The 26,856-nt window shown below is 71.7% G+C and carries 24 protein-coding genes; 15 read left to right on the plus strand and 9 right to left on the minus strand.

Annotated elements, in window-relative coordinates:
• Positions 1 to 157 precede the first annotated feature (157 nt).
• The 4 genes from B7R87_RS20245 (at position 158) to glmM (ending at position 4,748) form a co-directional block, all read left to right on the plus strand.
• On the plus strand, positions 158 to 1,780 hold the full coding sequence (locus B7R87_RS20245) for an ABC-F family ATP-binding cassette domain-containing protein (RefSeq protein WP_006347210.1): 1,623 nt from the start codon (positions 158 to 160) through the stop codon (positions 1,778 to 1,780).
• A 362-nt stretch (positions 1,781 to 2,142) separates the two neighbouring features.
• The gene (gene rplM, locus B7R87_RS20250; RefSeq protein ID WP_006347209.1) at positions 2,143 to 2,586 is read left to right on the plus strand and encodes a 50S ribosomal protein L13; all 444 of its coding nucleotides are present in this window, start codon (positions 2,143 to 2,145) and stop codon (positions 2,584 to 2,586) included.
• A gap of 41 nt (positions 2,587 to 2,627) precedes the next feature.
• Entirely contained in the window at positions 2,628 to 3,146 is a 519-nt protein-coding gene (gene rpsI / locus B7R87_RS20255) for a 30S ribosomal protein S9 (protein ID WP_006347208.1), read from the plus strand.
• Between the two features lie 243 nt (positions 3,147 to 3,389).
• On the plus strand, positions 3,390 to 4,748 hold the full coding sequence (gene glmM, locus B7R87_RS20260) for a phosphoglucosamine mutase (protein ID WP_006347207.1): 1,359 nt from the start codon (positions 3,390 to 3,392) through the stop codon (positions 4,746 to 4,748).
• Positions 4,749 to 4,811: 63 nt separating this feature from the next.
• On the opposite strand, the gene B7R87_RS20265 is transcribed toward glmM, so the two are convergent.
• Together B7R87_RS20265 and B7R87_RS20270 are read right to left on the minus strand one after the other, a co-directional pair.
• Positions 4,812 to 5,891 (minus strand): protein kinase family protein, encoded by a 1,080-nt coding sequence (locus tag B7R87_RS20265; RefSeq protein WP_006347206.1) that lies wholly within the window; start codon positions 5,889 to 5,891, stop codon positions 4,812 to 4,814.
• A 97-nt stretch (positions 5,892 to 5,988) separates the two neighbouring features.
• Positions 5,989 to 6,927 carry an alpha/beta fold hydrolase gene (locus tag B7R87_RS20270; RefSeq protein WP_100249109.1) on the minus strand — a complete coding sequence of 313 codons (939 nt, stop codon included), beginning with the start codon at positions 6,925 to 6,927 and terminating at the stop codon, positions 5,989 to 5,991.
• A gap of 137 nt (positions 6,928 to 7,064) precedes the next feature.
• Between B7R87_RS20270 and B7R87_RS20275 the strand changes: the two genes are divergently transcribed.
• Positions 7,065 to 7,370, plus strand: a complete 306-nt coding sequence (locus B7R87_RS20275) for an ArsR/SmtB family transcription factor (RefSeq protein ID WP_006347204.1) — start codon at positions 7,065 to 7,067, stop codon at positions 7,368 to 7,370.
• Positions 7,371 to 7,383: 13 nt separating this feature from the next.
• On the opposite strand, the gene B7R87_RS20280 is transcribed toward B7R87_RS20275, so the two are convergent.
• From B7R87_RS20280 to B7R87_RS20290, 3 genes are all read right to left on the minus strand, one after another.
• A complete protein-coding gene (locus B7R87_RS20280) occupies positions 7,384 to 7,911 on the minus strand; it encodes a DUF6584 family protein (RefSeq protein WP_006347203.1) in 528 nt (175 codons plus the stop codon).
• Positions 7,912 to 8,021: 110 nt separating this feature from the next.
• Entirely contained in the window at positions 8,022 to 8,234 is a 213-nt protein-coding gene (locus B7R87_RS20285) for a DUF397 domain-containing protein (RefSeq protein WP_006347202.1), read from the minus strand.
• On the minus strand, positions 8,231 to 9,061 hold the full coding sequence (locus B7R87_RS20290) for a helix-turn-helix domain-containing protein (protein WP_040914844.1): 831 nt from the start codon (positions 9,059 to 9,061) through the stop codon (positions 8,231 to 8,233). The genes B7R87_RS20285 and B7R87_RS20290 overlap by 4 nt, the downstream gene beginning before the upstream one ends.
• Positions 9,062 to 9,238: 177 nt before the next feature.
• Between B7R87_RS20290 and B7R87_RS20295 the strand changes: the two genes are divergently transcribed.
• From B7R87_RS20295 to B7R87_RS20320, 6 genes are all read left to right on the plus strand, one after another.
• Positions 9,239 to 9,466: a hypothetical protein gene (locus B7R87_RS20295; RefSeq protein ID WP_006347200.1), complete on the plus strand. Its 228-nt coding sequence runs from the start codon at positions 9,239 to 9,241 to the stop codon at positions 9,464 to 9,466.
• A gap of 184 nt (positions 9,467 to 9,650) precedes the next feature.
• A complete protein-coding gene (locus B7R87_RS20300; RefSeq protein ID WP_040914842.1) occupies positions 9,651 to 9,854 on the plus strand; it encodes a hypothetical protein in 204 nt (67 codons plus the stop codon).
• 114 nt (positions 9,855 to 9,968) lie between these two features.
• A complete protein-coding gene (fxlM, locus tag B7R87_RS20305; RefSeq protein WP_040914841.1) occupies positions 9,969 to 11,168 on the plus strand; it encodes a methyltransferase, FxLD system in 1,200 nt (399 codons plus the stop codon).
• A gap of 84 nt (positions 11,169 to 11,252) precedes the next feature.
• On the plus strand, positions 11,253 to 11,435 hold the full coding sequence (locus B7R87_RS20310; RefSeq protein WP_006347198.1) for a hypothetical protein: 183 nt from the start codon (positions 11,253 to 11,255) through the stop codon (positions 11,433 to 11,435).
• Between the two features lie 188 nt (positions 11,436 to 11,623).
• A complete protein-coding gene (locus B7R87_RS20315) occupies positions 11,624 to 14,326 on the plus strand; it encodes a lantibiotic dehydratase (protein WP_237547962.1) in 2,703 nt (900 codons plus the stop codon).
• The gene (locus B7R87_RS20320) at positions 14,319 to 15,557 is read left to right on the plus strand and encodes a lanthionine synthetase LanC family protein (RefSeq protein WP_006347196.1); all 1,239 of its coding nucleotides are present in this window, start codon (positions 14,319 to 14,321) and stop codon (positions 15,555 to 15,557) included. Before B7R87_RS20315 ends, B7R87_RS20320 begins: the two co-directional genes overlap by 8 nt.
• 45 nt (positions 15,558 to 15,602) lie before the next feature.
• Here B7R87_RS20320 and B7R87_RS20325 read toward each other — a convergent pair whose 3' ends face one another.
• Positions 15,603 to 16,544, minus strand: coding sequence for a DUF389 domain-containing protein (locus tag B7R87_RS20325; RefSeq protein WP_006347195.1), 942 nt, complete (start codon positions 16,542 to 16,544; stop codon positions 15,603 to 15,605).
• Between the two features lie 25 nt (positions 16,545 to 16,569).
• A complete protein-coding gene (gene coaA, locus B7R87_RS20330) occupies positions 16,570 to 17,577 on the minus strand; it encodes a type I pantothenate kinase (protein ID WP_202488460.1) in 1,008 nt (335 codons plus the stop codon).
• Positions 17,578 to 17,722: 145 nt separating this feature from the next.
• Between coaA and glmS the strand changes: the two genes are divergently transcribed.
• Both glmS and B7R87_RS20340 read left to right on the plus strand, forming a co-directional pair.
• The gene (glmS, locus tag B7R87_RS20335; protein ID WP_006347193.1) at positions 17,723 to 19,570 is read left to right on the plus strand and encodes a glutamine--fructose-6-phosphate transaminase (isomerizing); all 1,848 of its coding nucleotides are present in this window, start codon (positions 17,723 to 17,725) and stop codon (positions 19,568 to 19,570) included.
• A gap of 31 nt (positions 19,571 to 19,601) precedes the next feature.
• Complete coding sequence (locus B7R87_RS20340) at positions 19,602 to 19,970, plus strand: holo-ACP synthase (RefSeq protein WP_006347192.1); 369 nt, start codon at positions 19,602 to 19,604, stop codon at positions 19,968 to 19,970.
• A 93-nt stretch (positions 19,971 to 20,063) separates the two neighbouring features.
• On the opposite strand, the gene B7R87_RS20345 is transcribed toward B7R87_RS20340, so the two are convergent.
• Positions 20,064 to 22,202, minus strand: a complete 2,139-nt coding sequence (locus tag B7R87_RS20345) for a YncE family protein (protein ID WP_157997794.1) — start codon at positions 22,200 to 22,202, stop codon at positions 20,064 to 20,066.
• A gap of 4 nt (positions 22,203 to 22,206) precedes the next feature.
• A complete protein-coding gene (locus B7R87_RS20350) occupies positions 22,207 to 22,779 on the minus strand; it encodes a hypothetical protein (protein ID WP_006347190.1) in 573 nt (190 codons plus the stop codon).
• 512 nt (positions 22,780 to 23,291) lie between these two features.
• Between B7R87_RS20350 and B7R87_RS20355 the strand changes: the two genes are divergently transcribed.
• Both B7R87_RS20355 and alr read left to right on the plus strand, forming a co-directional pair.
• Positions 23,292 to 24,773, plus strand: coding sequence for an NAD(P)H-hydrate dehydratase (locus B7R87_RS20355; protein ID WP_130584900.1), 1,482 nt, complete (start codon positions 23,292 to 23,294; stop codon positions 24,771 to 24,773).
• Between the two features lie 714 nt (positions 24,774 to 25,487).
• Positions 25,488 to 26,696: an alanine racemase gene (gene alr, locus B7R87_RS20360; RefSeq protein WP_006347189.1), complete on the plus strand. Its 1,209-nt coding sequence runs from the start codon at positions 25,488 to 25,490 to the stop codon at positions 26,694 to 26,696.
• The last annotated feature ends 160 nt before the right edge of the window (positions 26,697 to 26,856 follow it).

Genomic DNA, 26,856 nt, shown 5'->3' on the forward strand with positions numbered 1-26,856 from the left:
GCGTGGACTCCATCCTCCGCCTTGCGATCCACGGCACCAGACCCTCCCCCTACGCCTGGCGGCGTGGGTGGTGCCCCCACTCGCTGATCCAGCCTGGTCCAAAGGAGCGGACCTAAACCGCTTGGGTTCCACGGCCATCGGGCCGCATCATCGGAGAATGGGACATCTCGAAGCCGGGCACCTGGAGTACTACCTTCCCGACGGCCGCCCCCTGCTGGGCGATGTGTCGTTCCGGGTCGGGGAGGGGGCGGTGGTCGCCCTCGTCGGGGCCAACGGCGCGGGCAAAACGACCCTCCTGAGACTGCTGTCGGGGGAGCTGAAGCCCCACGGCGGCACCGTCTCGGTGAGCGGCGGCCTCGGGGTGATGCGCCAGTTCATCGGTTCCGTACGGGACGACCGCACCGTCCGTGACCTGCTGGTCTCCCTGGCGCCCGGCCGGATCCGGGAGGCCGCGCTGGCGGTCGACAAGGCCGAGCACCTGATCATGACCGTCGACGACGAATCCGCGCAGATGCAGTACGCGCAGGCCCTCAGCGACTGGTCGGAGGCCCGCGGCTACGAGGCGGAGACGCTCTGGGACATGTGCACCACGGCCGCCCTGGGCATGCCGTACGAACGCGCCCAGTTCCGCGATCTGAAGACGCTCAGCGGCGGCGAGCAGAAGCGGCTCGCGCTGGAGGCGCTGCTGCGCGGCCCCGACGAGGTACTCCTCCTGGATGAACCGGACAACTACCTCGACGTACCGGGAAAGCGCTGGCTGGAGGAGCGGCTCAAGGAGACCCGTAAGACCGTCCTCTTCGTCTCCCACGACCGCGAGCTGCTCTCCCGCTCCGCAGAGAAGATCATCAGCGCGGAACCGGGTCCTGCGGGCTCCGACGTCTGGGTGCACGGCGGCGGCTTCGCTACCTACCACGCGGCGCGCGCCCAGCGCTTCGAACGCTTCGAGGAGCTGCGGCGGCGCTGGGACGAGCAGCGGGCGCGGCTGAAGAAGCTGGTGCTCGACCTCCAGCAGTACGCCTCGCGCAGCGACGACATGGCCTCCCGCTACCAGGCGGCGAAGACCCGGCTGCGGAAGTTCGAGGAGGCCGGGCCGCCGCCGGAGCCGCCGCGGCCGCAGGACATCCGGATGCGGCTGGTCGGCGGCCGTACCGGCGTCCGCTCCCTGACCTGCGAGAAGCTTGAGCTGTCCGGGCTGATGAAACCCTTCGACCTGGAGGTCTTCTACGGGGAGCGGGTGGCCGTCCTCGGGTCCAACGGCTCCGGGAAGTCGCATTTCCTGCGGCTGCTGGCCGGGGACGCCTCGGTGGCGCACACGGGCCGCTGGAAGCTGGGCGCGCGGGTGGTCCCCGGACACTTCGCCCAGACCCACGCCCATCCCGAGCTGCTGGGCCGCACCCTGGTCGACATCCTGTGGACGGAACACGCCAAGGACCGCGGCGGCGCGATGTCGGTGCTGCGGCGGTACGAGCTGGAGCGGCAGGGCGACCAGCCGTTCGACCGGCTCTCCGGCGGGCAGCAGGCGCGGTTCCAGATCCTGCTGCTGGAGCTGGCCGGGACGACGGCGCTGCTGCTCGACGAGCCGACGGACAACCTCGACCTGGAATCGGCACAGGCCCTCCAGGACGGTCTGGAGGCCTATGAGGGCACGGTGCTCGCGGTGACCCACGACCGGTGGTTCGCCCGCTCCTTCGACCGCTATCTGGTCTTCGGGTCGGACGGTGTGGTCCGGGAGACCGACGGGCCGGTGTGGGACGAGCGGCGGGTGCAGCGCGCACGGTGACCGGGACGGCTGCCGCGACCGGTGCTTACGGTAGCCGGTCCGGCACCCCCGGTGACCGCCTCGCCCGGCCTCCGCGGCCCGGGTGGCTGAGGGTCACGACCGGATGGCCGGGGGCGACTTTGACCCGTCCGGAGGAGGGCGGGTAAGCTTCTGCTTCGTTATGCGTATTGGCTTGCTCTATCTCACGTGAGAGGCCCTTACGCCGGTCCACCGGGCCGATGACCAGCGGCGAGCACACGGGTTGCGTCCCCGGCGTGCTGCCATGGCTGTCGTGATCGTTCGGGTGGCCTTGTCAGGACCTTCTCTCCACGTCCTTCGGGGCGAGGGGAGACCCACTCACTGAAGAAGCGAAGGCTACGACCGTGCGTACGTACAGCCCCAAGCCCGGCGATGTCACGCGCCAGTGGCACATCATCGACGCGCAGGACATCGTCCTGGGCCGTCTGGCGACTACGGCAGCGAACCTCCTCCGGGGCAAGCACAAGCCGATCTACGCCCCCCACATGGACATGGGCGATTTCGTCATCATCATCAACGCCGACAAGGTTCACCTGTCCGGCAACAAGAAGACCCAGAAGATGGCGTACCGCCACTCCGGGTACCCGGGTGGTCTGCGCTCCGTCCGCTACGACGAGCTGCTGGCCAAGAGCCCCGAGAAGGCCGTCGAGAAGGCCATCAAGGGCATGATCCCCAAGAACACCCTGGGCCGTCAGATGCTCTCGAAGCTGAAGGTCTACGCGGGTGAGAACCACCCGCACGCTGCTCAGCAGCCGGTCCCGTTCGAGATCACCCAGGTCGCGCAGTAGTTCCGGCCATCCCCTAAGACGAAAAGAATCTGAGGAATATCGTGGCCGAGACCACCGCCGAAATCCCCGTCGAGGGCGAAGAGACCTACGCCGAGGTCACCACCTTCGAGTCCGAGGTCCCCGTCGAGGGTGAGTACACCTCCGAGTCCATGGCGTCCCGCTTCGGCGACCCGCAGCCGGCTGCCGGCCTGGGCCGTCGCAAGAACGCCATCGCCCGTGTCCGGATCGTTCCGGGCTCCGGCAAGTGGAAGATCAACGGTCGCACCCTTGAGGACTACTTCCCCAACAAGGTGCACCAGCAGGAAGTCAACGAGCCCTTCAAGGTGCTGGAGCTCGACAACCGCTACGACGTCATCGCCCGTATCTCGGGTGGCGGCGTCTCCGGCCAGGCCGGCGCCCTGCGCCTGGGTGTGGCCCGTGCGCTGAACGAGGCGGACGTGGACAACAACCGCGGCGCCCTGAAGAAGGCCGGCTTCCTGAGCCGCGACGACCGTGCGGTCGAGCGCAAGAAGGCCGGTCTGAAGAAGGCCCGTAAGGCCCCGCAGTACAGCAAGCGTTAATCACGCCTGCTCGTTCTGGATCGAACGTACGCCCCGGCGGCACAGTCTCGTGCCCCCGGGGCGTACGTTTTGCACAGGCGTCCCCCGGGGCACGTCTGTACGGACGTTCCGCAGGGACGATCAGCAAGAACATTCAGCAGGACGTTCGAAAGGGTCCGCCCGTCGCGGGCGGACCCGCGGGCTCACTCATCCCGCGTCTGGGATTGCGGAGCAAGGCTCACGAGGCACTATCGGAGGACGGTTGTGGGACGACTCTTCGGCACGGACGGCGTGCGCGGTGTCGCCAACGCGGATCTGACGGCCGAGCTGGCGCTCGGTCTCTCGGTGGCGGCGGCACATGTGCTCGCCGAGGCGGGCACCTTCGAGGGGCACCGCCCCACCGCCGTGGTCGGACGGGACCCCCGTGCGTCCGGCGAGTTCCTGGAGGCGGCCGTCGTCGCCGGGCTCGCCAGCGCCGGTGTGGACGTGCTGCGGGTCGGTGTGCTGCCCACCCCGGCGGTCGCCCATCTGACCGGTGCGCTCGGCGCCGACCTCGGTGTGATGCTCTCCGCCAGCCACAACGCCATGCCCGACAACGGCATCAAGTTCTTCGCCCGCGGTGGTCACAAGCTCGCCGACGAGCTGGAGGACCGTATCGAGACGGTCTACGAGCAGCACCGCACCGGGGCGCCGTGGGACCGGCCGACCGGGGCGGGCGTCGGCCGGGTCACCGACTACGACGAGGGCTTCGACCGGTACGTCGCCCATCTCGTCGCCGTACTGCCGAACCGGCTCGACGGGCTGAAGGTCGTCCTCGACGAGGCGCACGGCGCGGCCGCGCGGGTCTCGCCGGAGGCGTTCGCCCGGGCGGGTGCAGAGGTCATCACGATCGGCGCGGCCCCGGACGGCCTCAACATCAACGACGGTTGCGGTTCGACGCATCTGGGCCAGCTGCGGGCGGCCGTCATCGAGCACGGCGCCGACTTCGGCATCGCCCACGACGGTGACGCGGACCGCTGCCTGGCCGTGGACGCCGCGGGCGAGGAGATCGACGGCGACCAGATCCTGGCGGTGCTGGCGCTGGCCATGCGCGAGGCGGGCACGCTGCGCGGGAACACGGTCGTGGCGACCGTGATGTCGAATCTCGGCTTCACGCTGGCGATGGAGCGCGAGGGCCTGGAGCTGGTCCGCACTGCGGTCGGTGACCGGTATGTCCTGGAGTCCATGAAGGAGCACGGCTACGCCCTCGGCGGCGAGCAGTCCGGGCATGTCATCGTCCTGGACCACGCCACGACCGGCGACGGCACGCTGACCGGTCTGATGCTCGCGGCCCGGGTCGCGGCGACGGGCCGTTCGCTGGCGGAGCTGGCGGCCGTGATGGAGCGCCTGCCGCAGATCCTGATCAACGTCCCGGACGTCGACAAGTCCCGGGTCCACACCTCGGGCGAGCTGGCGGCGGCCGTCGCGGAGGCCGAGCGGGAGCTGGGCTCGACGGGCCGCGTCCTGCTGCGCCCTTCGGGCACGGAGCCGCTGGTACGGGTGATGGTCGAGGCGGCGGACATCGAGCAGGCGCGGTCGGTCGCGGAGCGGCTGGCGGACGCGGTGAAGTCGGCGCTCGGCTAGGTCGTGCTGCCCGGGGCCCGTACGACCGCTGTGGTCGTACGGGCCCCGCTGTCTGTCCGGCCTTCAGCCAGGCAGCCTGCCGGTGCGCAGGGTCCGGTCCAGCTCGGCGTCCGGGTACGGGGTGTCCAGGGCGCCCTCAAGCAGCTTCCCGTAGAACTCCGTCACGACCGCCGCGGTCGGGGCATGACGCCGGATCACCTCCCGTACCGCCTCGGGCCCCTCCGGGGGTTCCTTACCCTCCGCGCAGGCCCGGATGAGCGCCTCGCGCTCCTGCCGCCCCCGGCCGTGGACGGCGGTGACCAGCCAGTTCACCAGATAGCTCATGGTGTACGCCTGGTCGTGGCCGCGGTGGCGGGCGGCGAAGCCGCGTTCCGCGGGGGAGAGGTCGAAACGGGTGGAGAGCGCGAGCCCGTAGTCGGTGAAGTAGAGGCGCCGGCCGTCGGTGAGGATGTTCCGGAAGTGGCTGTCGAAGTGCAGCAGCCCCTGCCCGGCCAGGAACCGGATGCCGTCGGTGAGTTGGTCCTCGGTGCGCCGTACGGCTCCGTCCGCTCCCTCCCCGCCGCGGCCGACCGCCTTTTCCAGCCAGTCGTGCAGGGTCCGGGGGACGTACTCCAGGAAGAGCACGAGGCTCGCGGAGGAGTCCCGCAGCTCTTCGATGCGGCGCCGGACGCCGGATCCGCCGCCCCAGTGGTCCACGGCCCGGTCGATGTCGGCCAGTTCATCGGGCAGGGCGGTCGGGGCGGCGGGGAGGACCCGCCAGTGGTACATCAGCGGGAAGCCGCCGTAGGCGCCGGTGAGCACCCAGTTGGTGGTCATGGTGTGGACGGCCAGCTCCCGCCAGGCCCCGAAGCCGGGGCTGCCGATGCCGGTCATGCCGTACTGGCAGACGAGGGGGAGACCGAAGAGGTCGGCGGTGGAGTGCCGGTTCCCCGGGGCCCGTTCGGTGTCCGTCAGCGGTACGCGTTTCACGAAGACCGGCGTCCCGTCGACGTCCAGCAGCGCCGAGGTGCCCCCGATGCCCGACCCCAGCGGTCTCGCCGCCTCCAGCAGGGCGGCGAGCCGCCGGTCGTCGTGGAGGGCGAGTGCGGTGGCGGCGGTGCCGTAGGCGTGGAGCCGCTCGCCGGTGGGGCTGTCGGAAGGCATCCGGGACGGACCTCGTCTCTTGCCGGGGGTACGGGGGCGGGGGTACGGGGTCCCCGCACCCTACGCGGCGTCCGCCATCACCGCCTCCGGGCCGGGGTCAGCCCAGGAAGGCCCTGAGGGCGTCGAGTACGGCCCGGGGCTGCTCCTCGGCCAGGTAGTGGCCGGAGCCGGCGATCGGGGTGACCGTCACATCGGTGCCCTGGGCGGTGACCACCTTGCGGAGGTAGTCGAGGTGGCCTTCGTTGCGGGTGTTGGCGAGGGCGAGGATCGGCGCGGTCACCGGTTCGTAGGAGGCGGCGTCCTCGATATCGCGGTTGAAGGTCTGATACCAGCCGTTGCCTGCCCGGATGGCGTCCGGGGTGTCGTAGGCGCGGGCATAGACCTGCCGGGAGAAATCGTCGATGGAGGAGGGGTCCACGGTCATGTAGTCGGCCAGCCAGTCGACGAGGAACCGGGCCCGGCCCGCGAGCAGTTGCTCGGGCAGACCGCGTACCTGGTTGAGGGCGAACCACCAGAGGTAGATGTGGTCGCCGTCCTCGATGACCGAGTCCGTGTGCTGGCCGGGCCCGGGGAGCAGGGTGAGCGCGGACAGGGTCGGCTCCGGGTGGGGGACGTCCAGCAGGGCGATCCGCCGGGTCGCCGCGGGGTGGTTGGCGGCGTGGGCGTGGGCCACCATCGCGCCGATGTCGTGGCCGACGATATGGGCGGATTCGATGCCGAGGTGCTGGAGCAGGGCGTGGACATCGTCGGCCAGGGTCTTCTTGTCGTAGCCGTCGGCGGGCTTGCCGGAACCGCCCTGGCCGCGCAGTTCCACGGCGATCACCCGGTAGTGGCGGGCGAGTTCGGGCAGCACCTTGTTCCACTGCCACCAGGTCTGCGGCCAGCCGCCGAGCAGGACGACCGGTTCGCCCGTACCGCCTTCGACGTAGTGCAGTTCGACCCCGTTGGCTTGGGCGCGGTTGCTGGTGAAGCCGGGGCCGAGCCGGCGGACGAGGGCTTCGTCGCTCAGGTCGGGTGTGGGCCGGGGTGTGGACATGGCTTCCTCCATGGGCGCGGGACATCGAGACCGTACGAAGTTCTCGTACAATCAATCGTACGAAATCCTCGTACGGTCCATGGGTGGGTGTCAACGGCTCCGGCCGGTTTCATACGAAGTTCACGTACAGTTGCGGGATGGACGAGCTGCACCACCCGGAAGCCGCGGACATCCGTCTCGTGGAGGTCCTCGCGGCGCTGGGCCACCCCGTACGGCTGAAGGTCGCGCGGGCGCTGGCGAGCGGCGAGGAGCGGTACTGCGGCGAGATCGTCACGGGGGTGCCGCGGTCGAGCATGACCCACCACTGGCGGGCCCTGCGGGAGAGCGGCGTCATCCGCCAGCGCCCCGACGGCCGCAAGCTCTATCTGACCCTGCGCCGCGCGGACCTGGACGCGCGCTTCCCGGGGCTGCTGGACCTGGTGCTCGCGGAGGGCGCGGGCTGAGCGCCGGGGCGGGTCAGTCGAAGAGCGCGACGACGCCGATCACCCAGACCGAGAGGAACGCGAGGACGCCCACCAGGCAGCCCGCCCCGATCAGAACCCCGGCGATCTTGCTGCCCGGGCCCTCGGTGGGCTCTTCCGCGCCCTGCTCGTTTCCGTGCTCCGGTAGGAAGTCCCAGTGGGCGGGCCGTCCCAGGGCTTCGGAGCAGGCTGTACGTACCGCAGCCAGCTGCTCCTCTGCGAAGGCCGAACCGGCCGCCGACTCCGGGCCCCGCCAGGCGAGCGCCCGCATGCGCCGCAGCGGGGTGTCGTACCGCTTCTCGAAGGCGGCGGTCTCGGCGGCGTCCCGGTCGGCCGCGAGATACATCCAGCGGCCCGCCTCGGCGGGCTCCCCGTAGAGCCGGTAGACCTCGGCCAGACGGCGGCGGAGCGCCGGGTCGGCCGGGAAGGACGACACGAGTCCGCGCAGGCGCTGGCGCGCGACGGGGATCCGGCCGGCGGCCAGATCGGCGTCGACGCGGGCGAGGGTGGCTTCGAGGGGCATGCGTGAATGATCGGGCAGCGGGACGGGCGCCGTCGACCGGATTCCACGGCCGGTGCGCCGCCGGGCCTCGTACAACAGGGGTTGTACGAGGCCCGACGGATGGTCACCTGCTAGAGGTCGGCGCCCCGGGCGAGGGCCACCAGGCCGGACCAGGCGGCCGTGGAGACTATGAGGGTGGGGCCGCCGGGGTTTTTGCTGTCGCGGACGGGGACGCTGCCGGAGGGGGCGAAGGCGGGCGCCCATTCGACGCAGGTCGCGCCTCCGTTGCCGCTGTAGCTGGACTTGTGCCAGATGGCGTGGGAGAGGTCGGGGGTCGTGCTCATGTCGGTAATGCCTCCATGACGGACCGGATGAACGCCGCCGAGTCCTTCGGCGACAGGGCGCAGGCCCTGAGCAGATCGTATGCCCGATGCCGTTCCGCCACGAGCGCCAAGTCTTCGAGCAGGGTGCCGGTGGAAATGCCCTCCTCGTAGGCCACTTGTACGCCCCCGGCCAGGGTGAGCAGCATGAGGTAGCCCCCTCCCAGTGCATGTCCCCCGTGTTCGAATGGGAGAACCTGGAGGACCGTGGTCGGAGTGAGGGTCAGCTCCGCCAGCCGGGCCAACTGCGCCCGCATGACGGCCGGTCCGCCGAATCCGCGGCGCAGCGCCGCCTCGTCGATCACTATCCAGTGATCCGGCCCGGTGGCGTCCCTGAGCAGGGCCTGACGGGTCAACCGGGCCGTGACCAGCTCTTCGATTTCGGCGGGTGCCGCCTTGGGATTGGACACCATGAACTGGGCGCGGATGTAGTCCTCCGTCTGCACCAGACCCGGCACGATCTGCGGCCCGTACTCCTCGATGACCGTGGCGCGGGCCTCCAGCTCCATCAGACGCCGGAACTGATCGGGGTGGATCTCCTTGCTGGCGAGCCGGTACAGCTCCTCGAAGATCCCGTCCGTACCGAAGGCCGCGTCCAGGGCGGCAGGCAGTGAAGGCGGCGGCATCACCTCCGCGGTCTCGATACGGGACAGATGGCTCCGGCTGACGTTCACCACGTCGGACAGGGCTTCCAGGCTCATGACGGCGCGTTCCCGGTAGGCGCGCATTTTGGCACCGAACAGATGTCGGGCACTTCGGTCGGGTGTGAGTTCGCGCGGGCGTGCGGGCATCGGTAACTCCCATCTCCCCAACGGCATATGGGGACATGAATGCCTGTCGATTTCCTGGCAGGCAGGAAGACCATGGGAATCGCAACGTAGCGGATGCCGGAGCGGAATGGCGGGTGTTTGTTCGGAATGAAAGAAGTTGCCGATCAGGAAAGGCTTTTCCCGTCCGGGAGCGATCCCGTGCCCGATTCCTGGGCGCCCGGGATCGGGGACGCCGTATGCGACACGGCGACCCGGCGCATCGGCCGGGTGATGGACCGGACCAGCGGGCTCTATCAGTTGCGGCCGCTCAAGGGCGGTATCGAATGGGACGCGGACCCTCGCGATCTGCGGCCCGCCGCCGCGTCCGATCTCCTCAGTGCCGAAGTGGCCGTGGCGAATGTGCGCAGCCGGACGACGCTGATGTGACGAGCCCCGACCGGAAGCTCGTTACACCGGAAAGGCTGAAATGAAAGACGCCCCGTGGTGCCGGTTAGGGCCGGTCCCACGGGGCTTGCCGAACAGCTTTGCGAAGGAGCTGAACGACCATGTACGACCTTATCGTTCGTACGCTTGAACGGGCATCGGTGCCCGCGTTCCCGGGGACACCCCAATGACCCGCGACGGCCTCACCCGCGCCACGCCGCCCCCGTCCGGCGGCCCGTGCGTCGTCTGCGGCCGGGTCTCTGCCGCAGCCGTGGAGGTCGGCTATCTGGAGCGCGGCAGCGGGCCCGGACTGGTGCAGTACGCATGTCCCGAGCATGCGGCCGCTTTTTCTCCCGGACCGGTGCCGGGTGAACTCGGCTCCGACGGGTGAACGGCGGATGCCCGAAAAGAGTGGCTGGGAGTGGCGGTTCTCGACTAGTCGGTAACGAGCTGCCAGGATGAAACAACTCGCCCTGTCTTCAAGGGCGTTGGAGGAATCTTGGGAGTGGAATCGACTGCCGCCGCGTTGAACGCGGGCCTGGTCGAAGAACTGGAGCACAGCGGCAGGATCGTCAGCCCGCAGGTAGCGGCTGCATTCAGGGCCGTACGGCGAGATCTTTTCGTCCCGGGGATACCACTCGATGACGCCTATCGCGACGACGCGGTGTTCACCAAGCGTGATGCTGACGGGAGTCCACTCAGCTCGGTGTCCGCCCCCTGGCTGGTGGCGACCATGTTGGAGCGGCTCGGTGTCCGTCAGGGGGACCGCGTCCTGGAGATCGGTTCAGGTGGCTACAACGCAGCCTTGTTGCGTCACCTCGTCGGCCCGCACGGATCGGTGACCAGTCAGGACATCGACCCCGAGGTCATTGAGCGGGCTGCCCGTTGTCTCGCCGGTGCGGGGGTCGACGGCGTACGTCTGGTCACGGGTGACGGCACTCTGGGGGTGCCTGCCGGCGGCCCGTACGACCGGCTCGTCGTGACCGTTCAGGCCACGTCGATCGCCCCGGCGTGGCTGGAGCAGCTCACCGACGAGGGGCGTCTGGTGGTTCCCCTCAGGATCCGGGGCCTCGGTCGGCTGCTGACCTTCGTCCGTGAGGACGACCACTGGGTCGGTGACGGCTGGGATCTGTGCGGCTTCGTCCGCATGCGGGGCCCGGCAGCACGGAATCCGCTGATGACGACGCGGCTGGGGGACGGCATCAGGCTGCGGTGGGACGGTGGTCCCCAGCCGGATGCCGACGTCTTGACCGCGGCCCTGGCAGGGGAGCGCCGAGAGGTGTGGACCGGGGTGGCCGTGGGAGTCGCAGAAGGAACCCGCCCGGTCGTCGACCTCTGGCTGGCCACCGTGCTCGATGTGTTCGGACGGCTGCACACCGGTGGAGCCGCTTCGGTGGGAGAGGCGACGGTCCAGGCGCTTCCGGGCGGCAGCCCGGCGACCTGGACCCGCGACGGGCTCGCCCATCTGGTGATGCGCCCTGCCGACACCGGGGGCTCCCGGTTCGAGTACGGAGTCGCCTGGTACGGGCGCGACGGTGCCTTTGCCGAGGACTTCGCCGCGCAGTTGCGGCACTGGGACCGGGACCACCGTGGCGGCCCCGGGCCGGTGCTCCGGGTCCATCCGAAGGAGTCCCGTGATCAGAGGACCGGGGCCGGGCGACTGCTGGACCGTCCCGGGCCCCCCGCGGTGATCACGTGGCCGTGAGGGCCGAAGTGCCGACCAGTCTCCCGGGACTCAGGCCCGGGTCGTACCACCACCTTCGACGACACAGGAAGGAGGTTGACCGAGATGAGCACTGCTCTGACCGATGTGTTCCGGCTTGATCCGGCCCATGTCGATCTGTCGCGGATCCGGGACGGCTACGCCGAGACCGAAGGTGACGAAAGCGATGGGGACACCACCGGAGACGGCTGCGGGCCGTCGCCGCCACAGGGCCCCACCACGGGGTGTCTGATTCCCGGTTCCCGGTGACGGCGCCCTTCATATGACAAGCCGGGGTGGTACGGGTGGACTTCCTGTACCACCCCGTCCTTTGCGACTCAGGGGGCTCGGTGGGGGAGCTGTTCACGTTCGGTTCCGTGGCCATGGCGCGGGTGCCCTTGCTGGCATCCGGCGCCGATGGGCTCCAAGAAGAGGCTCTGCTGGAGGAAGGGCTCTTCATGGCTTCCCGGTCCGCAGCGGAATCAGGCGGCTCGTACCGGGGGGCAGTGACCCGCTCGGCCTACGCGATACGGGCCCGAAGCCGTACGACCCCGCACGGAGTGTGGTGCGGTGTGGCCCCGGCGGTGCTGGAAGGCCGGGACAGCGTGCTGCGACTCGGGGAGGGCCACCGGACCGTCAGTGTGCCGAGTCCCTTGTGGCTGTGGGCGTACGCGGACCGGATGCTGGACCGACCCGGAGTGGTTCCGCGGCTGTGGCTTATGACGAACAACCTGCTGGTGCGGCGGGGGGACCGGCTCGAAGCCGAGCACCCCGCTGCCGGAGGCGGACAACTCGGCAGCATCCGCAGGACGGAACTGTCCGAGTGGCTCACGGCGGTGTGCGCGGACGGCGCTCAGGGCGCGGAGGTCATCAGGACCGTATGCGACCGCTATCCAGGTGCCGACGCGGGCGCCGCTCGTTCCGCGCTCGTACAGATGATCCGTACGGGCATTCTGCTCACCGACCTACTGCCCCGGGATCTTCGGAACGATCCGCTGGCGCAACTGTTGGCGAAGCTGCCCGAAGACCTTCCCGAACGTCTCCCGCTCGTCTGTCTGAGAAGGGCCCTCCGGAGCGCCGACCGATACGGGCCGGGGTCCGGGCGCCGGATCCGGTTGCTGCGCGTGGCGCGTGAGCGCGCCGACCGTCTTCATCCCGTGGACCGGCCGCTCACCGTGGACACCCTGGCCGACGGGGAGTTCCGGCTGCCCGAAGAGGTGGGCCGCCGGGCCGCGGAGGCAGCGGAGGTCCTGTGGCGGATCGGGCACCGGAAGCCTCCGCTCGGTGACTGGTCGGCCCGGTTCGCCGCCGCCTACGGACACCAGCGTGCCGTGCCGGTGCTGGAAGCCGTCGACCCTGCCGTCGGCATCGGCCCGCCGCGAGCCGTCGATGCCGTCGCGGCCGTCAGCGACCACGACGAGGCGCGCGAACGGATGCTGGCGCGGCTCCTTGCGGAGGCCTGGAAGAAGGACAGCCCGGAGGTCGAACTGACCGAAGAGCTGGTGGAACGTCTGGCACGGCACGGCGGGCTGCCGCCGCGCACAGCCGAGATCCATATTCGGGTGGTGTCCGGCCCGGCCCACGACTCGTTCCGCCTTGTGGTCGGTCACCATTCTTCGCAGACCGCAGGTTCGGCCGCCGGACGATTCGCGTCCCTCCTCCCGCTTCCGGACCCCTTACGCCCGGGTGCGTACGGTGACGGGCCGGCCGTCGCGGAGATCGTCTGTGCCCCCGCGGCCGCCCGGAGCGCGGGACTCGCCGTGGAGACGGGATACGCCCCCTACCGCATCCCTGTCGGTGTACCGGTCCGCGACGGGGACCTCCAACTGCGCGAACTCGTGATCGTCTCCACCGGCCGGGGCCTGGTGCTGTGGTCCCTCACCCTCAGGCGGCCGGTGGTGCCGGTGCTGTTCAGCCGCATCACCCGGGACCTGCTGCCCGCCCCGGCCCGACTGCTGCATCTGCTCGGCCATGCGGCCGAGCGCCCATGGCACACCTGGTCCTGGAGGCAGGCCGCCAACTTCCCCTCCACACCCCGGATTGTGTACCGAGATGTCGTTCTCACCCCGCAGCGCTGGCTGTTGCCCGATGGGCTGATCGCTGCGGCCGGCCGTCGTGCCGCATGGGAGTCCCACCTGGCCGACTGGCTTGCCGAGGCGCACCCTCCGCTGCCGGGGCATGTCGTTGCGGAGGAATCGGACCGGCATCTTCCGATCCGGCTCGATACGGCGGAACACCGGGAGTTGCTGCGGCGCACCGTACTGCGGGGAGCACGAACCGTGGCCGAAGCCATCGGATACGACGGAGACGAGTTGCCCGTTGCCGGTCCTTCCGGCCGTCATCCTCTCGAACTCGTGGTGTCCCTCTACCGGACGGTCGGCCCTCCCCTGGAGCGTATCGACCCGCGCACCGCGCCGCGTCCCCGCTCGGAAGACCTCTGTGTCCCGGGGACCGAATGGCTGTCCGTCTCCCTCGCCGTTCCGGCCCGTCACCAGGACACGGTCATCCGCCGGCTGATCCCCGCACCTCCCGGTGTCCGTATGTTCTGGCTGCGCTACTGGACACCGGAGTCGGGGCCGCATATCCGGCTGCGCTACCGGGCCGCTCCCGGGACCCTCCGGCTCCTGGCGGAGTCCCTGGCGCGGTGGAGTGCCGATCTGGCCGGACAGCGTCTGACCGGCGGCAGGCTTCACCATGAGCCGTACGTGCGCGAGACACAGCGCTACGGCGGCCCCGCTGCCATAGATGCGGCTGAGAACGTCTTCGCCGCCGACAGCGCGCTGGTGCGTGAGCTGCTTGGGCATCCGGACGATTCCGGCCGCGTCGTTGCGGCGGCGGTTTCGGCCGCGGCCATCGCCAGGGCGTTCGCCTCCCCGGGCGCCGCTCGCGGCGGGCCCCTCGACCGAGCGGATCGCCGCCGACGCGAAGAGTTGCGTCCCGCTGCCCGCGCCCACGTCGTGACGTCCCGCACCGCCCCGCTCTGGGACGCCCGCCAGGAGTCGCTGACCGTCTACAGAGCCGTGCTGCCCTCCGGGGAGATCGCCGAACGCTGTGCCTCGGACCTCATCCACCTCCACTGCAACCGCCTGCTGGGAACCGACCCGGGCTCCGAACGGATCGTCAGGTCGCTGGCCACGGATCTGCTGCACTGCGATGGCTGAGCTCGCGGCCGATGTGGAACGGTTCGCGCGTGCCGTAGCCGAACCGGCCGATGTTCTCGCGGGCCTCGGTCCCGCTTCCGCGTCCACACTCAGCCACGGAATCCCGGGAACCGCCGTTCTGCTGGCCGCACTGTCCGCCGGGGACCCCGCACTCGCAGCCCTGGCCGAGCGGCACTGGGACACCGCCGCGGAGCTGCTCACCGGCCGGTCGCCCGACGGGATCCACAGTGGGCCGGGGGCACTCGCCGCATCCCTCGTCGTCGGTGACGCCTACCTCCTCCGCGCCCGGCACGGTCTCCTCGACCCCGCCGTCGCCTGGCTCACCGCCCGAGCCCAAGGCCTTGCAGTCCACCAGCGGCGCCGCCGGGCCGCCGGAGGACAGGGCTGCCCCTGGGGGGTCTACGACACCATCAAAGGCCTCTCCGGCATCGGCCGCATTCTGCTGGCTGCCGAGAGAAAGGGGTGCCGGGCCGCCGTACCGGGTCTGACGGCGGCCCTCGACACTCTCACCCACATGATCAACACTCCGGTCGAGGGCCGGCCGGGCTGGTGGCTTCCGGCTCAGGACCACCGTCTCCCCGTCGCCGGTGCCCTCCCGGCTTCCGGAGCCGCTACGACGGGCATGGCCCACGGCATCGCAGGTCCGCTGGCGCTGCTCTCCCTGGCTGCCACCGCCGGACACACCGTTCCGGGACAGCAGGCAGCGGTGCGTACGGCCGCCGAGTGGCTCCTCCTCTGGGCGGATCCCGACCGGGGGTGCCCGGCACATATCAGCGGCGACGCACTGCGGCGGCCGCCGGACCCCCACCACCTGGCGACAGGGCCCGGGAGACGAACTGCCTGGTGCTACGGAGCAGCCGGTATCGGCAGTGCCATCATGCACGCCGGTACGGCCCTCGACGACCCCGAACTCCACCGAAGAGGGCACACGATGATCGCGGGCATTGCCCTGCAACCGGTGGACCGGTGGGACATCGACGGCCCCGGGCTCTGCCACGGCAGCGCCGGAATTCTCCAGGCCGCCCGGCGCGCAGGCTGCACCGAGCCGGCACAGCAGGCGGCACGACTCACGGCACACCTGCTCCGGGAAATCGACGACCGTCCCGGGGCAGGCTTGGACATCGGCTTTCTCGGCGGGACCACCGGATCCGTACTGGCCCTGGCAGAAGCCGCAGGACTGCTGCCGGAGACGGAACACACGTCATGGGACGCTCTACTGCTGCTGAGCTGACGGAAGTACGGAGAACCGGCCGCGACCGCGCGGAATCGGAAGCCGCTACTCCTTCGCCGTCGCCTTGGCCTTCTGCCGGGCCCAGAACAGCTTCTGCGCCAGCAGCGTCAGCGTGCCCGCCATCGTGATCGCCACCAGGTTCAGCAGGAGCTGCTCCGTCGAGCCCCACGCCTGGCGGTATTCGTCGTACGAGAACGCGACCGCCGCGTTCGCCGCCGCCGGGATCGTGGTCACCGAGATCGCGACGCCGACCAGGGCGCCCGATTTGGCCGAGGTCAGGGAGAGGGTGCCGGCGATGCCCGCCAGGATGGCGACGACGAAGGAGAAGGCGTCGGGCCGGTAGATGAAGTTGGTGTTGGGGCGGGCCGCTTCGAGGTCGGCGGCGTTGAAGAGGTCCAGCGAGTCCATCAGATGGCTGAAGCCGACGGTGACGCTTATCGCCGTGGCGAAGCCGATCAGGAGGGCCAGCAGGGAGCGGGCCGCCAGTTTCGGGGCGCGCTGGACCAGGGCGGTGGAGACGCCCGCCAGGGGGCCGAACTCCGGGCCCACCGCCATCGCGCCCACGATCAGGATCGCGTTGTCCAGGACCACACCGCAGGCCGCGATCATCGTGGCGACCGACATAAAGGCGAGATAGGTGGCGGAGAGCGTGGACTCCTCGTGGGTCGCGTCCGCCAGGTGCTCCCACAGCACCGCGTCCGCGCCCTCGCCGGGGGCCTCCGCCTCCGCCCGGTCGGCGCGGCGGGAGAGGGAGAGGTGGATGTCCTCGACCGCGATCGACCCGGACTCGTCGATGCCGAGGGTCCGCAGCTCCGCGATCAGTTCGTCGCAGGACTCCCGGGCCACGTCGCACAGGACCAGATCGCCTTCGGGGTCGCGGGCGGCGCCGGGCAGGACGGCGAGATGGGCGGTGCCGACCGTGTTCTCGACCAGGCGGACCACCGCGGTCGTACGGTCGGCGGGGACGATCAGTCGCAGGTGCAGCACGCCGTGGTACTCCTCGGGCGGGGCGTCAGAGCTTGCGCAGGGAGAGCTTCTGGACCTTGTGGTCGGGGCCCTTGCGCAGGACCAGGGTGGCACGGCCGCGGGTCGGAGCCACGTTCTCCAGCAGGTTCGGCTTGTTGATGGTGCGCCAGGTGGTGCGGCCGTACTCCATGGCCTCCTCCTCCGACACCTGCGTGTACTTGCGGAAGTACGAGGACGGGTCCCGGAACGCGGTCTCCCGCAGCCGCCGGAAGCGGTGCAGGTACCACTTCTCGATGTCCTCGGGCCGGGCGTCCACATAGACCGAGAAGTCGAAGTAGTCGGCGAGGCCGACCCGGGTCCGGCCGTCCTTGCCGGGCAGCGCGGGCTGGAGGACGTTCAGGCCCTCGACGATCAGGATGTCGGGGCGGCGGACCACCAGCCGTTCGCCGGGGACGATGTCGTAGATCAGATGCGAGTAGACGGGGGCGGTGACCTCGTCCTTGCCCGCCTTGATGTCCGCCACGAACCGGGTCAGCGCCCGCCGGTCGTACGATTCGGGGAAACCCTTCCGCGACGCCAGCCCCCTCGCCTCCAGCTCCTTCATCGGCAGCAGGAAGCCGTCCGTGGTCACCAGCTCCACCCGCGGATGCTCAGGCCAGCGCGCCAGCAGCGCCTGGAGCAGCCGGGAGACCGTCGATTTGCCGACCGCGACCGAGCCCGCGATCCCTATCACGAAGGGTGTGCCGCGCTGCGCGGCCTGGCCGCCGCCCGCGTCCCCGAGGAAGGTGTTCAGCGCCCCGCGCAGTTCGCCGGTGGCCTTCACATAGAGGTTCAGCAGCCGGGAGAGCGGCAGATAGACGTCCCGTACCTCGTCGAGGTCGATCACGTCTCCGAGACCGCGCAGCCGCTCGACCTCGTCGGCGGTCAGCGGCAGCGGGGTCTTGTCCCGCAGGGCGCTCCACTCGTCCCTGGTCAGGTCGAGGTACGGGGTGGAGGCGTCGGCGGCGGCCCTGCGGTGGGTGTTCCGTGGCGGCGTCGTGATCACGTACTCCATTGTCGGTGCCGGGGCGCGGAAGCGGTCCGTGGGGTCGGTCACGCGCGTGGCGTTCCGCCGAAGACAGGGGTCGGGTGGGGCCGTTTTCCGTCCGGGCGGCGGGTGCTGCCGGACCCCGGGCCGGAATAGTCGTATGGTGCGGCTTATGTGTGGAATCGTGGGGTACGTCGGGGGGCAGTCGGCGCTGGACGTGATCGTCGCCGGGCTCAAGCGGCTGGAGTACCGGGGGTATGACTCCGCCGGGGTCGCCGTCCTCGCAGACGGCGGGCTCGCCTCGGCCCGGCGCGCCGGGAAGCTGGTCAATCTGGAGAAGGAGCTGGCCGACCGGCCGCTGCCGGCCGGTGCCACCGGGATCGGGCACACCCGCTGGGCCACCCACGGCGGCCCCACCGACGCCAACGCCCATCCGCATCTGGACAACGGGGGCCGGGTCGCCGTCGTCCACAACGGCATCATCGAGAACTTCGCCGCGCTCCGGGCTGAGCTGGCCGCCCGCGGCCATCACCTGGGCTCCGAGACGGACACCGAGGTCGTCGCCCATCTGCTCGCTGAGTCCTACTCCTCCTGCGGCGACCTCGCGGAGGCCATGCGGCTGGTCTGCCGCCGGCTGGAGGGCGCCTTCACCCTGGTCGCGGTGCACGCGGACGCCCCGGACACCGTCGTCGGCGCCCGCCGGAACTCGCCCCTGGTCGTCGGGGTCGGTGAGGGCGAGGCCTTTCTCGCCTCCGACGTCTCCGCCTTTATCGAGCACACCCGCTCCGCCGTCGAACTGGGCCAGGACCAGATCGTCGAGGTCCGCCGGAACGGGATCACGGTCACCGATTTCGACGGCGCCCCGGCGGAGGTCCGCCCCTACCACGTCGACTGGGACGCCTCGGCGGCCGAGAAGGGCGGCTACGACTCCTTCATGCTCAAGGAGATCGCGGAACAGCCGCGGGCCGTCGCGGACACCCTGCTGGGGCGCATCGACGCGGAGGGGGCCCTGACGCTGGACGAGGTCCGGATCCCGGTGCCCGAACTGCGGGCGGTGGAGAAGGTCGTCGTCGTCGCCTGCGGTACGGCGTTCCACGCCGGTCTGATCGCGAAGTACGCCATCGAACACTGGGCCCGGGTGCCCTGCGAGGTCGAGCTGGCCAGCGAGTTCCGCTACCGGGATCCGATCCTGGACCGGCGGTCGCTGGTCGTCGCCATCTCGCAGTCCGGGGAGACCATGGACACCCTGATGGCGGTCCGGCACGCCCGGGAGCAGGGCGCGAAGGTCCTCGCGATCTGCAATACCAACGGCTCCACCATTCCGCGCGAATCGGATGCCGTGCTCTACACCCATGCGGGCCCCGAGGTCGCCGTCGCTTCCACGAAGGCCTTTCTGACCCAGCTCGTCGCCTGCTATCTGGTGGCGCTCTATCTGGGGCAGTCGCGCGGGACCACCTGGGGCGACGAGGTCCGTTCGGTGATCCGCGACCTCGCCGGGATCCCGGCCGCCCTCGAACGCGTCCTCGCCGCCGTGGAGCCCGTCCGCGAGCTGGCCCGTTCGCTGGCGGACCGGAACACGGTCCTCTTCCTGGGGCGGCACGTCGGCTATCCGGTGGCGCTGGAGGGCGCGCTGAAGCTGAAGGAGCTGGCCTATATGCACGCCGAGGGGTTCGCGGCCGGGGAGCTGAAGCACGGGCCGATCGCGCTGGTGGAGCGGGGGCTGCCGGTGGTCGTGGTGGTGCCGTCGCCCCGGGGGAGGTCCGTCCTCCATGGGAAGATCGTCTCGAATATCCAGGAGATCAGGGCGCGGGGGGCGCGGACCGTGGTGATCGCCGAGGAGGGCGACGACGCGGTGGTCCCGTACGCCGACCATCTCTTCCGGATCCCGGCCGTCCCGACCCTGCTCCAGCCGCTGGTCGCTACCGTTCCGCTGCAGGTGTTCGCCTGCGAGCTGGCCACGGCCCGGGGCAACGAGGTCGACCAGCCGCGCAATCTGGCGAAGTCCGTGACCGTGGAGTAGTGGAGCAGTAGGTGGAGCAGAGGGTGATCCGATGATCATCGGGGTGGGGATCGACGTCGCCGAGATCGACCGTTTCTCGGCATCGCTGCGGCGTACGCCGGGGATGGCCCGGCGGCTGTTCCTGGAGCGGGAGCTGCTGCTGCCCAGTGGTGAGCAGCGGGGGTACGCGTCCCTCGCGGCCCGGTTCGCGGCGAAGGAGGCCGTGGCGAAGGCGCTGGGCGCGCCGCCGGGGCTGCTGTGGACGGACGCGGAGGTCTGTGTGGAGGCTTCGGGCCGCCCCCGGCTGGAGGTCTACGGCACGGTGGCGGCGCGGGCCGCGGCGCTGGGCGTGCGGTCGTGGCATATCTCGCTGAGCCATGACGCGGGGGTCGCGTCGGCCGTGGTGATCGCGGAGGGGTAGTCCCCCCTTTCCGGTGCAGGGGTACGCGCCGGGGCGGCACGCCTCCGTGAGGGGGAGGCGCGCCGCCCCGGCGCGGGCTCAGAGGGTCCGGGCTCAGAGGGTCCGGCGCCGTCTGAGGGCGTACAGCGTGGTGACCGTGCCGGTCGCGGCGAGGGCGGCCGCGATTGCGGTCAGGCCGAGGGTGCTCGTACCGGTGGAGGCGAGGGAACCGCCACCGCCACCGTCACCGCCGCCAGTGCCACTGCCGTTGCTGCTGCTGCCTTCGGTTCCGTAGGAGGATCCGCCCACGGTGCCGCCGGTGGCATCCGTACCGCCGGTTGTTGTGCCGCCCGTACCGCTGCTGCCGCCCGTACTGTCGGGCGTCGTGCCGCCCGTACCGCCGACCGACTGCGGTTCCGGGCCGCCCGGCGGCGGTTTCGGCGCAGCGGTCACCTTCAGCACGGCCGGGGCCGACCGCAGTGAGCCGACGGAGTTGGAGAAGACCGCGCGGTAGCGGTTGCCGTGGTGCGCCTTGGCCGCCGTGAAGGCGAGCCGCGGGCCCGAAGCACCCGCGACCGGCAGCCAGGCCGAACCGTCCGAACTGACCTCCCAGCCGGTGGTGGGCGCCGGGGTGCCGGTGGCCGAGGCCGTGAACACCGCCTGCTTGCCCGCCACGGCCGTGACCGCCTTCGGCGCGGCGGTCTGCGTCGGCGACACCCGCCGCTGGAGCTGGGTCACCTTGCCCTCCGCCACCACGAACACGCTCTGCGTCCCCGGGTCGAGGGCGAGCCCCGACGGCCGGTCACCTGCGGTCAGCTCCTCCTTCTCGCGTTTGCCCGCCGGATCGACCGCCGTGACCACCGGCGCCGTGGTCGATGCCGCGTAGAGCGTGCCCGAACCGCCGTCGTACGCCAGCGCCTTCGGATTGGAGCCGGCCTGGAGCGTGCCGGTCACCCGGTTCGCCCGCAGGTCGACGGCGAAGACCGTGCCCGCGGCCAGGTTGGCGACATAGCCCGTACGGCTCACGGGGTCGACGGTCACCCCCATGCTGCCGAGCGCGGTGGTGCCCAGGCTCAGCGGTGTGCCCACCGTGCGGCCCGTCCTGCCGTCGATCGCGGTGAGCACATTGTGGAAGGACAGTGTGGTGGACGTATTGGGGCCGACATAGGTGGTGTAGGCGCGGCGGGCCGCCGTGTCGACGGCGAGCCCGGCGACGGGGAAGGGGTGGACGGCCGGTTTGCCGATCTGCCGCCAGACGGTCGACGGATTCCTTCCGGTGGCGAGCACGGTCACCGAACGGGCGGGCTGCACCGCCGCGTACACCGTTCCCCCGGCCGGGTGAGCGGCCAGCAGATGGACATGGCCTGACAGTTTGGCCTTGTTGTCTGCGAGGGTGCCGGTACGGGTGTCGTACGTGGCGATCCGGTCCCCGAGGGCGAGGTGCAGAGAGCGCGCCGGGGCGTCCAGGGCCAGCGCCGAGACGGGCGCGGGCAGTTCGACGGGGGTGCCGGTGATCCAGCCGGTCTTGGTGTCGTACGTGGTCAGCTGCCGCCGGCTGCCGTCGTCGCTCGCCACGTAGAGCCGCCCCGCCGCGGGGTCGGCGGCCATGTGCTGCGCGGCGCCCACGGCCGGGGTCAGGGTGCGCACGGCCTGGTGGCGCACGGTTCCGGCGGGCACCTCGGGCGTCGGCTCGCCGCCGTTGCCGGAGGAGAAGGTGACGGGGACGATCACGTCCTGTTCGCGGTCGGAGATATGGGTGTGGTCGGCCCGGGTGACCACGGCGCACCGGACCTGGGTGCAGTCCGCGCCGCTGTCCTTGGCCTTGACGGTCAGCTCCAGGGTGAAGCTGCCCTTGCCGTCGGCGCCGACGGTGAACTTCTTCACCAGGCCCTGGCCGTAGGCGGGCGGGTTGTTGGAAATCCAGTGCGTGGATCCGGAGCCGCCGGTGAAGTCGCTGCCGCCGAGGCAGGGGCTGGGCTGTTCGCCGGGGGTGGCGGGGACCCGGCAGACGGCCAGGTAGATGCCCTTGGTGACGTCGTATCCGGTGCCGGTGACCGTGACTTTCAGTCCGGCCGGGTTGATGTTCTTCGTCTCGGAGACGGTCAGTTTCTGGCCGGTGGGCCCGGTGGCCTCACCGGGCACGGCCGCCGCACGGGCCGTTCCCGGCGCCGCCGCGGCGAGGGCCGCGGCGGCGAGCAGGAGCGGAACGGCGGCGGCCACGGACCGCCTGACGCTCGGTGCGCTGTCGGGCATCGGATTAGGAGAACGTCACCGGGACGTAGACGTCGTACTTGCGGTCGTTGCTGTCGAAGTGGTCGGCGCGGGTGACGATCGCGCAGGTCACACCGGACTGGCCGCAGGTCACGGAGGCGGAGATCTGCGCCTTGACGTGGATGGAGACCGAGAAGCCGCCGCGGCCGTTGGAGACGGTGTACGGGGAGGAGTTGTTCGGGGACATCCACCACCAGTCGTTGTTCACCCAGTGCGAGGCACCGGTGGTGCCGGCCTGGTCCTGGCCGCCGAGACACGGCGTCGGCTTGGAGTTCCAGGTGGACTGGTCGTTGACGTTCACGCCCGCGGGCACGGCGCACAGGCCGACGTACACGCCCTGCGAGGGGTTGTAGCCGCTGCCGGTGACGGTGACGTTCTGTCCGGAGGCGGCGGCGGTGTTCGGAGCCGTGACGGAGAGGTTGTACTGCACCCCGCCGTCCTGGACGGTTCTCGCCACGGTGGCCGCGGATGCGGAGGAGGCGAGGCCGAGGGTGAGCGCGGTGGCGCCGAGCAGGGCGACGGCGGCGCGGACGGCCGTGCGGGGGGCGGCAGAAGGCATGGGTGGGGACACCTTTCGCGGAAACGGTTCGCGGAAACGGGAGGAGGAGCGGCTGCGCCGGAGCAACAGCTACTTAGGTAAGGCAAACCTAAGTTGGACTTGAGGTGGCGTCAACCCTGTGACGTGCGGGGGAGGGGCGCGGCAAGTCGGCGGGGGAGGAGGGAATTTGGCGGCGGGCGGGTCGTGTCGTGTCGCTGGGGGGCGGGATGCGGCGTGGCTCGGACGGGCCGGTCGGGGGTGTGGCCGCGGTGCGGCCGGTCGGCCGTGAGGGCCCCGGGGGAGGCCAAGGAGGCCGGGGGAGGCCGGGGCGGCCGGGGGTTCGGTTGCGGGCCTCGGGGCCGCGCACGCACGACGGCGGGCGGCCGTGGGGGCGGCGAGGTGCGCGTCCCCTGCGCTCACCGGGCCTCGGCCGGCCCCGGCGCGGCGGCCCCGCCCTGTGCGGGCTCGGGTTCCGTGCTGCGTACGGCCCCCGCGACCCGGCGCCCCCGCGCCCCTTGCGGCAGACTCGGAGCATGCGTACCGCCCACACCGTGGACACCGTCCGCCGCGCCGAGGCCGAGCTGATGGCCCGGCTGCCCGAAGGCACGCTGATGCAGCGCGCCGCCGCCGGACTCGCCACCGCCTGCGCCGAACTCCTCCGCGGCGGTGGCAGCAATGGCGGCGGCGGGCGGGTGTACGGATCCCGGGTCGTCGTCCTCGCGGGCAGCGGCGACAACGGCGGCGACGCGCTCTACGCCGGCGCCCGGCTCGCCCGCCGGGGCGCGGGCGTCACCGCCGTACTCCTCGCACCCGACCGGGCGCACCCGGGCGGACTCGCCGCGCTGCGGGCCGCGGGCGGCCGGGTGGCGGACGACCCCTTCGAGGCGCTCGACACCGCCGATCTCGTCCTCGACGGCATCACCGGCATCGGCGGCCACGGCGGGCTGCGGCCCGACGCCGTGCCGATCGCCCGCGCCGCCCGCGGCTCCGGCGCGGTCGTCGTCGCCGTCGACCTGCCCAGCGGTATCGAGGCCGACAGCGGCGAGGTCCTCGGCGAGGCGCTCCGCGCCGACCTCACGGTCGTCTTCGGTACGGAGAAGCCGGGCCTGCTGGCCGGTCCGGCGCGCGAATACGCGGGCACGGTACGGCTCGTGGACATCGGGCTCGGCGGAATCCTGCCGTCCGTGCCCGCGCTGGAGGCGCTCCAGCACACCGATGTGGCGCATCTGCTGCCCGAACCGAACGCGGCCAGCGACAAGTACCGCCGCGGGGTGGTGGGGATCGTCGCCGGTTCGGCGCGCTATCCCGGCGCGGCCGTCCTCGCCGTCGCGGGCGCGCTGCGCGGCGGCGCCGGAGCCGTACGGTACGTGGGACACGCCGCCGACGCCGTCATCGCCCGCTTCCCGGAGTCCCTGGTCCACGCGGGCCCGCCGGGGAAGGCCGGGCGGGTCCAGTCATGGGTCGTCGGGCCCGGCCTCGGCGACGACCTCGACGCGGTCGCGGAGGTGCTCGCGGCCCCCGTACCGGTCCTGGTCGACGCGGACGGGCTGCGCCGCCTCGCCGAGGACCCCGCCCTGCTGCGCGACCGCGCCGCCCCGACCCTGCTGACCCCGCATGCGGGCGAGGCTGCCGCGCTTCTGAACGCCACCCGCGACGAGGTGGAGGCGGCCCGGCTCGCCGCGGTCCGTGAACTCGCGGCGCGCTACGGCGCCACCGTGCTGCTGAAGGGGGCGGCGACCCTGATCGCGGACCCCGACCCGCGTGTCCCCGTCCGGGCCAACACGATGGGCACCCCGTGGCTCGCGACCGCGGGCAGCGGCGACGTCCTCGCGGGCCTCGCGGGCTCCCTGCTGGCGGGCGGACTGTCCGCCCGCGACGCGGGCTCCGCCGCGGCCTACCTCCACGGCCTCGCGGCCCGCCGCGCGGCGGCCGACGCGGTCCCGGTGACGTCGTACGAGGTCGCGGAGGCGCTGGGCCGTGCGTGGCGGGACGTCCGGGAGACGCCGGGGGTGTAGGCCGGGGGCAGCCGGGAGCCGCAGTGCCCGCGCCGGGTGGGCCCGGCCCGCGTGCCCGGCCCGCGTGCCCGGCCCGCGTGCCCGGCCCGCGTGCCCGGCCCGGCGCGGCGAACGGGCGACCGAGGTGGGCACGCCTTGGACGTGGGCGGCCCGGGGAGCCCCGGCGCCCCCGACTCCCGGCCCGCGGCGCCGGTGTGCGCGCAGTCCCGCCCCACCGGTGACGGGTTCCGCGGTCACCGGGTGGCCCGGAGCTCCGGCGTATCCGTATCCGGGCCCGTGCCCGTGCCCGTGCCGGTGCCTGCGCGTTCCACCCGCGCTGGCAGGCCCCGGATGTGAGGGCCCCGGAGCCCCGGCGCACCCGCGCCCCCGGCTCGGGGCGGTGGACGCCGGGCACGGCGCGGGTGAACGGAAGACCGAGGCGGGCAGGCCCCGGACGTGCGCGGCACACCGCGCGCCCGTTCGTCCCGGCCCGCGGCGCCGGTCCATGTGCAGTCCCGCCGCACCGGTCACGGGCCCGCGGCCCCGCCGCAACCGGCGGGGCACGGGCCCGGGAGCCGGTGCCCCGGGCCCGTACCCCCTTCTCCGCCCCCGGCCGGGACCCGCCGCGGCGGGGCGGTTCCCCGTACCTCGCGTGAGGAAGTGCACAGGCTCCGGCCCCACGCGCAGGCGTCGCCGCAAGGGGCATCCCGGAGGGCTCTGAGAGACTGGGCCACGATGAACAACACGCCGACCTCCACAGACACCCGTCGCGGCCTCTCCTCCCGGGCCCGGGCCGAGATCGACCTCGACGCGCTGCGCGCCAATGTGACGAGCCTGCGCGCCCGGACCGGCCGTGCCGCGCTGATGGCCGTGGTGAAGTCGGACGGATACGGGCACGGCGCCCTGCCCTGCGCCAAGGCCGCCCTGGAGGCGGGCGCGACCTGGGTCGCCACCGCCACGCCCGAGGAGGCGCTGGCCCTGCGCGCCGCCGGACTCGACGCACCGCTGATGTGCTGGCTGTGGACGCCCGGCGGCCCCTGGCGCGAAGGCATCGAGGCCGGTCTCGACATGTCCGTCAGCGGGATGTGGGCGCTGGCCGAGGTGACCGCCGCCGCCCGGGAGGCCGGCCGGCCCGCCCGGATCCAGCTCAAGGCCGATACGGGTCTCGGCCGCAACGGCTGCCAGCCCGCGGACTGGGCCGAACTCGTCGCCGCCGCCCGCGCCGCCGAGGCCGAAGGCGCGGTCCGGGTCACCGGCGTCTGGTCCCACTTCGCCCGCGCCGACGAGCCCGGCCACCCCTCCGTACAGCAACAGCTCGACACCTTCGGCGACATGCTGGCCCACGCGGAGGGCGAGGGCATCGACCCCGAGGTCCGCCATATCGCCAACTCCCCGGCCACCCTCACCCTCCCCGCATCGCATTTCGACCTGGTCCGCACCGGTATCGCCATGTACGGCATTTCGCCGTCCCCCGAGGTCGGCACCCACCGGGAGCTGGGCCTGCGGCCCGTCATGACCCTCTCCGCGAACGTCGCCCTGGTGAAGGGCGTACCCGCCGGACACGGCGTCAGCTACGGCCACACCTACGTCACCGCGGAGGAGACCACCCTCGGTCTGATCCCCGTCGGATACGCCGACGGCATCCCGCGCCACGCCTCCGGCCGCGGCCCCGTCCTCGTCGCGGGCGAGCGCCATACGATCGCGGGCCGGGTCGCCATGGACCAGTTCGTGGTCGACCTCGGCGGCCGCAAGGTCCAGGAGGGCGCGGAGGCCGTGCTCTTCGGACCGGGCGACCACGGCGAGCCGACCGCCGAGGACTGGGCGCGCGCCGCGGACACCATCGCGTACGAGATCGTCACCCGGATCGGGCAGCGGGTACCCCGTATCCACCTCGGCGCCACCGAAGAACACGGTTCCGGGGACGGGCCCGCACAACCCGCATAGGAACGGGCTCCGTGCGGAAGAGGAAAGGACCGGAGGTCTGACGGACCGCCCGCCGGTCCGCCGATCCACGGACGGGCAGACGTCCGGCTGCCGCTGCGACTGCGGCTGTCAGCGCATACGGAAGCGCATACGAATACGGGTACGGATACGGGTACGACAA

It is taken from the genome of Streptomyces tsukubensis, assembly GCF_003932715.1.
GTDB classification, from domain to species: Bacteria; Actinomycetota; Actinomycetes; order Streptomycetales; family Streptomycetaceae; genus Streptomyces; species Streptomyces tsukubensis.

Excerpts from the sequence above, each read along its gene's own strand:
- B7R87_RS20245 (WP_006347210.1), top strand. The coding sequence starts at position 158 with ATGGGACATCTCGAAGCCGGGCACCTGGAGTACTACCTTCCCGACGGC.
- B7R87_RS20265 (WP_006347206.1), bottom strand. The coding sequence starts at position 5,891 with ATGCCTTCCGACAGCCCCACCGGCGAGCGGCTCCACGCCTACGGCACC.
- B7R87_RS20270 (WP_100249109.1), bottom strand. The coding sequence starts at position 6,927 with ATGTCCACACCCCGGCCCACACCCGACCTGAGCGACGAAGCCCTCGTC.
- B7R87_RS20275 (WP_006347204.1), top strand. The coding sequence starts at position 7,065 with ATGGACGAGCTGCACCACCCGGAAGCCGCGGACATCCGTCTCGTGGAG.
- B7R87_RS20280 (WP_006347203.1), bottom strand. The coding sequence starts at position 7,911 with ATGCCCCTCGAAGCCACCCTCGCCCGCGTCGACGCCGATCTGGCCGCC.
- B7R87_RS20285 (WP_006347202.1), bottom strand. The coding sequence starts at position 8,234 with ATGAGCACGACCCCCGACCTCTCCCACGCCATCTGGCACAAGTCCAGC.
- B7R87_RS20290 (WP_040914844.1), bottom strand. The coding sequence starts at position 9,061 with ATGCCCGCACGCCCGCGCGAACTCACACCCGACCGAAGTGCCCGACAT.
- B7R87_RS20300 (WP_040914842.1), top strand. The coding sequence starts at position 9,651 with ATGACCCGCGACGGCCTCACCCGCGCCACGCCGCCCCCGTCCGGCGGC.
- B7R87_RS20310 (WP_006347198.1), top strand. The coding sequence starts at position 11,253 with ATGAGCACTGCTCTGACCGATGTGTTCCGGCTTGATCCGGCCCATGTC.
- B7R87_RS20315 (WP_237547962.1), top strand. The coding sequence starts at position 11,624 with ATGGCTTCCCGGTCCGCAGCGGAATCAGGCGGCTCGTACCGGGGGGCA.
- B7R87_RS20320 (WP_006347196.1), top strand. The coding sequence starts at position 14,319 with ATGGCTGAGCTCGCGGCCGATGTGGAACGGTTCGCGCGTGCCGTAGCC.
- coaA (WP_202488460.1), bottom strand. The coding sequence starts at position 17,577 with ATGGAGTACGTGATCACGACGCCGCCACGGAACACCCACCGCAGGGCC.
- glmS (WP_006347193.1), top strand. The coding sequence starts at position 17,723 with ATGTGTGGAATCGTGGGGTACGTCGGGGGGCAGTCGGCGCTGGACGTG.
- B7R87_RS20340 (WP_006347192.1), top strand. The coding sequence starts at position 19,602 with ATGATCATCGGGGTGGGGATCGACGTCGCCGAGATCGACCGTTTCTCG.
- B7R87_RS20345 (WP_157997794.1), bottom strand. The coding sequence starts at position 22,202 with ATGCCCGACAGCGCACCGAGCGTCAGGCGGTCCGTGGCCGCCGCCGTT.
- B7R87_RS20350 (WP_006347190.1), bottom strand. The coding sequence starts at position 22,779 with ATGCCTTCTGCCGCCCCCCGCACGGCCGTCCGCGCCGCCGTCGCCCTG.
- B7R87_RS20355 (WP_130584900.1), top strand. The coding sequence starts at position 23,292 with ATGCGTACCGCCCACACCGTGGACACCGTCCGCCGCGCCGAGGCCGAG.
- alr (WP_006347189.1), top strand. The coding sequence starts at position 25,488 with ATGAACAACACGCCGACCTCCACAGACACCCGTCGCGGCCTCTCCTCC.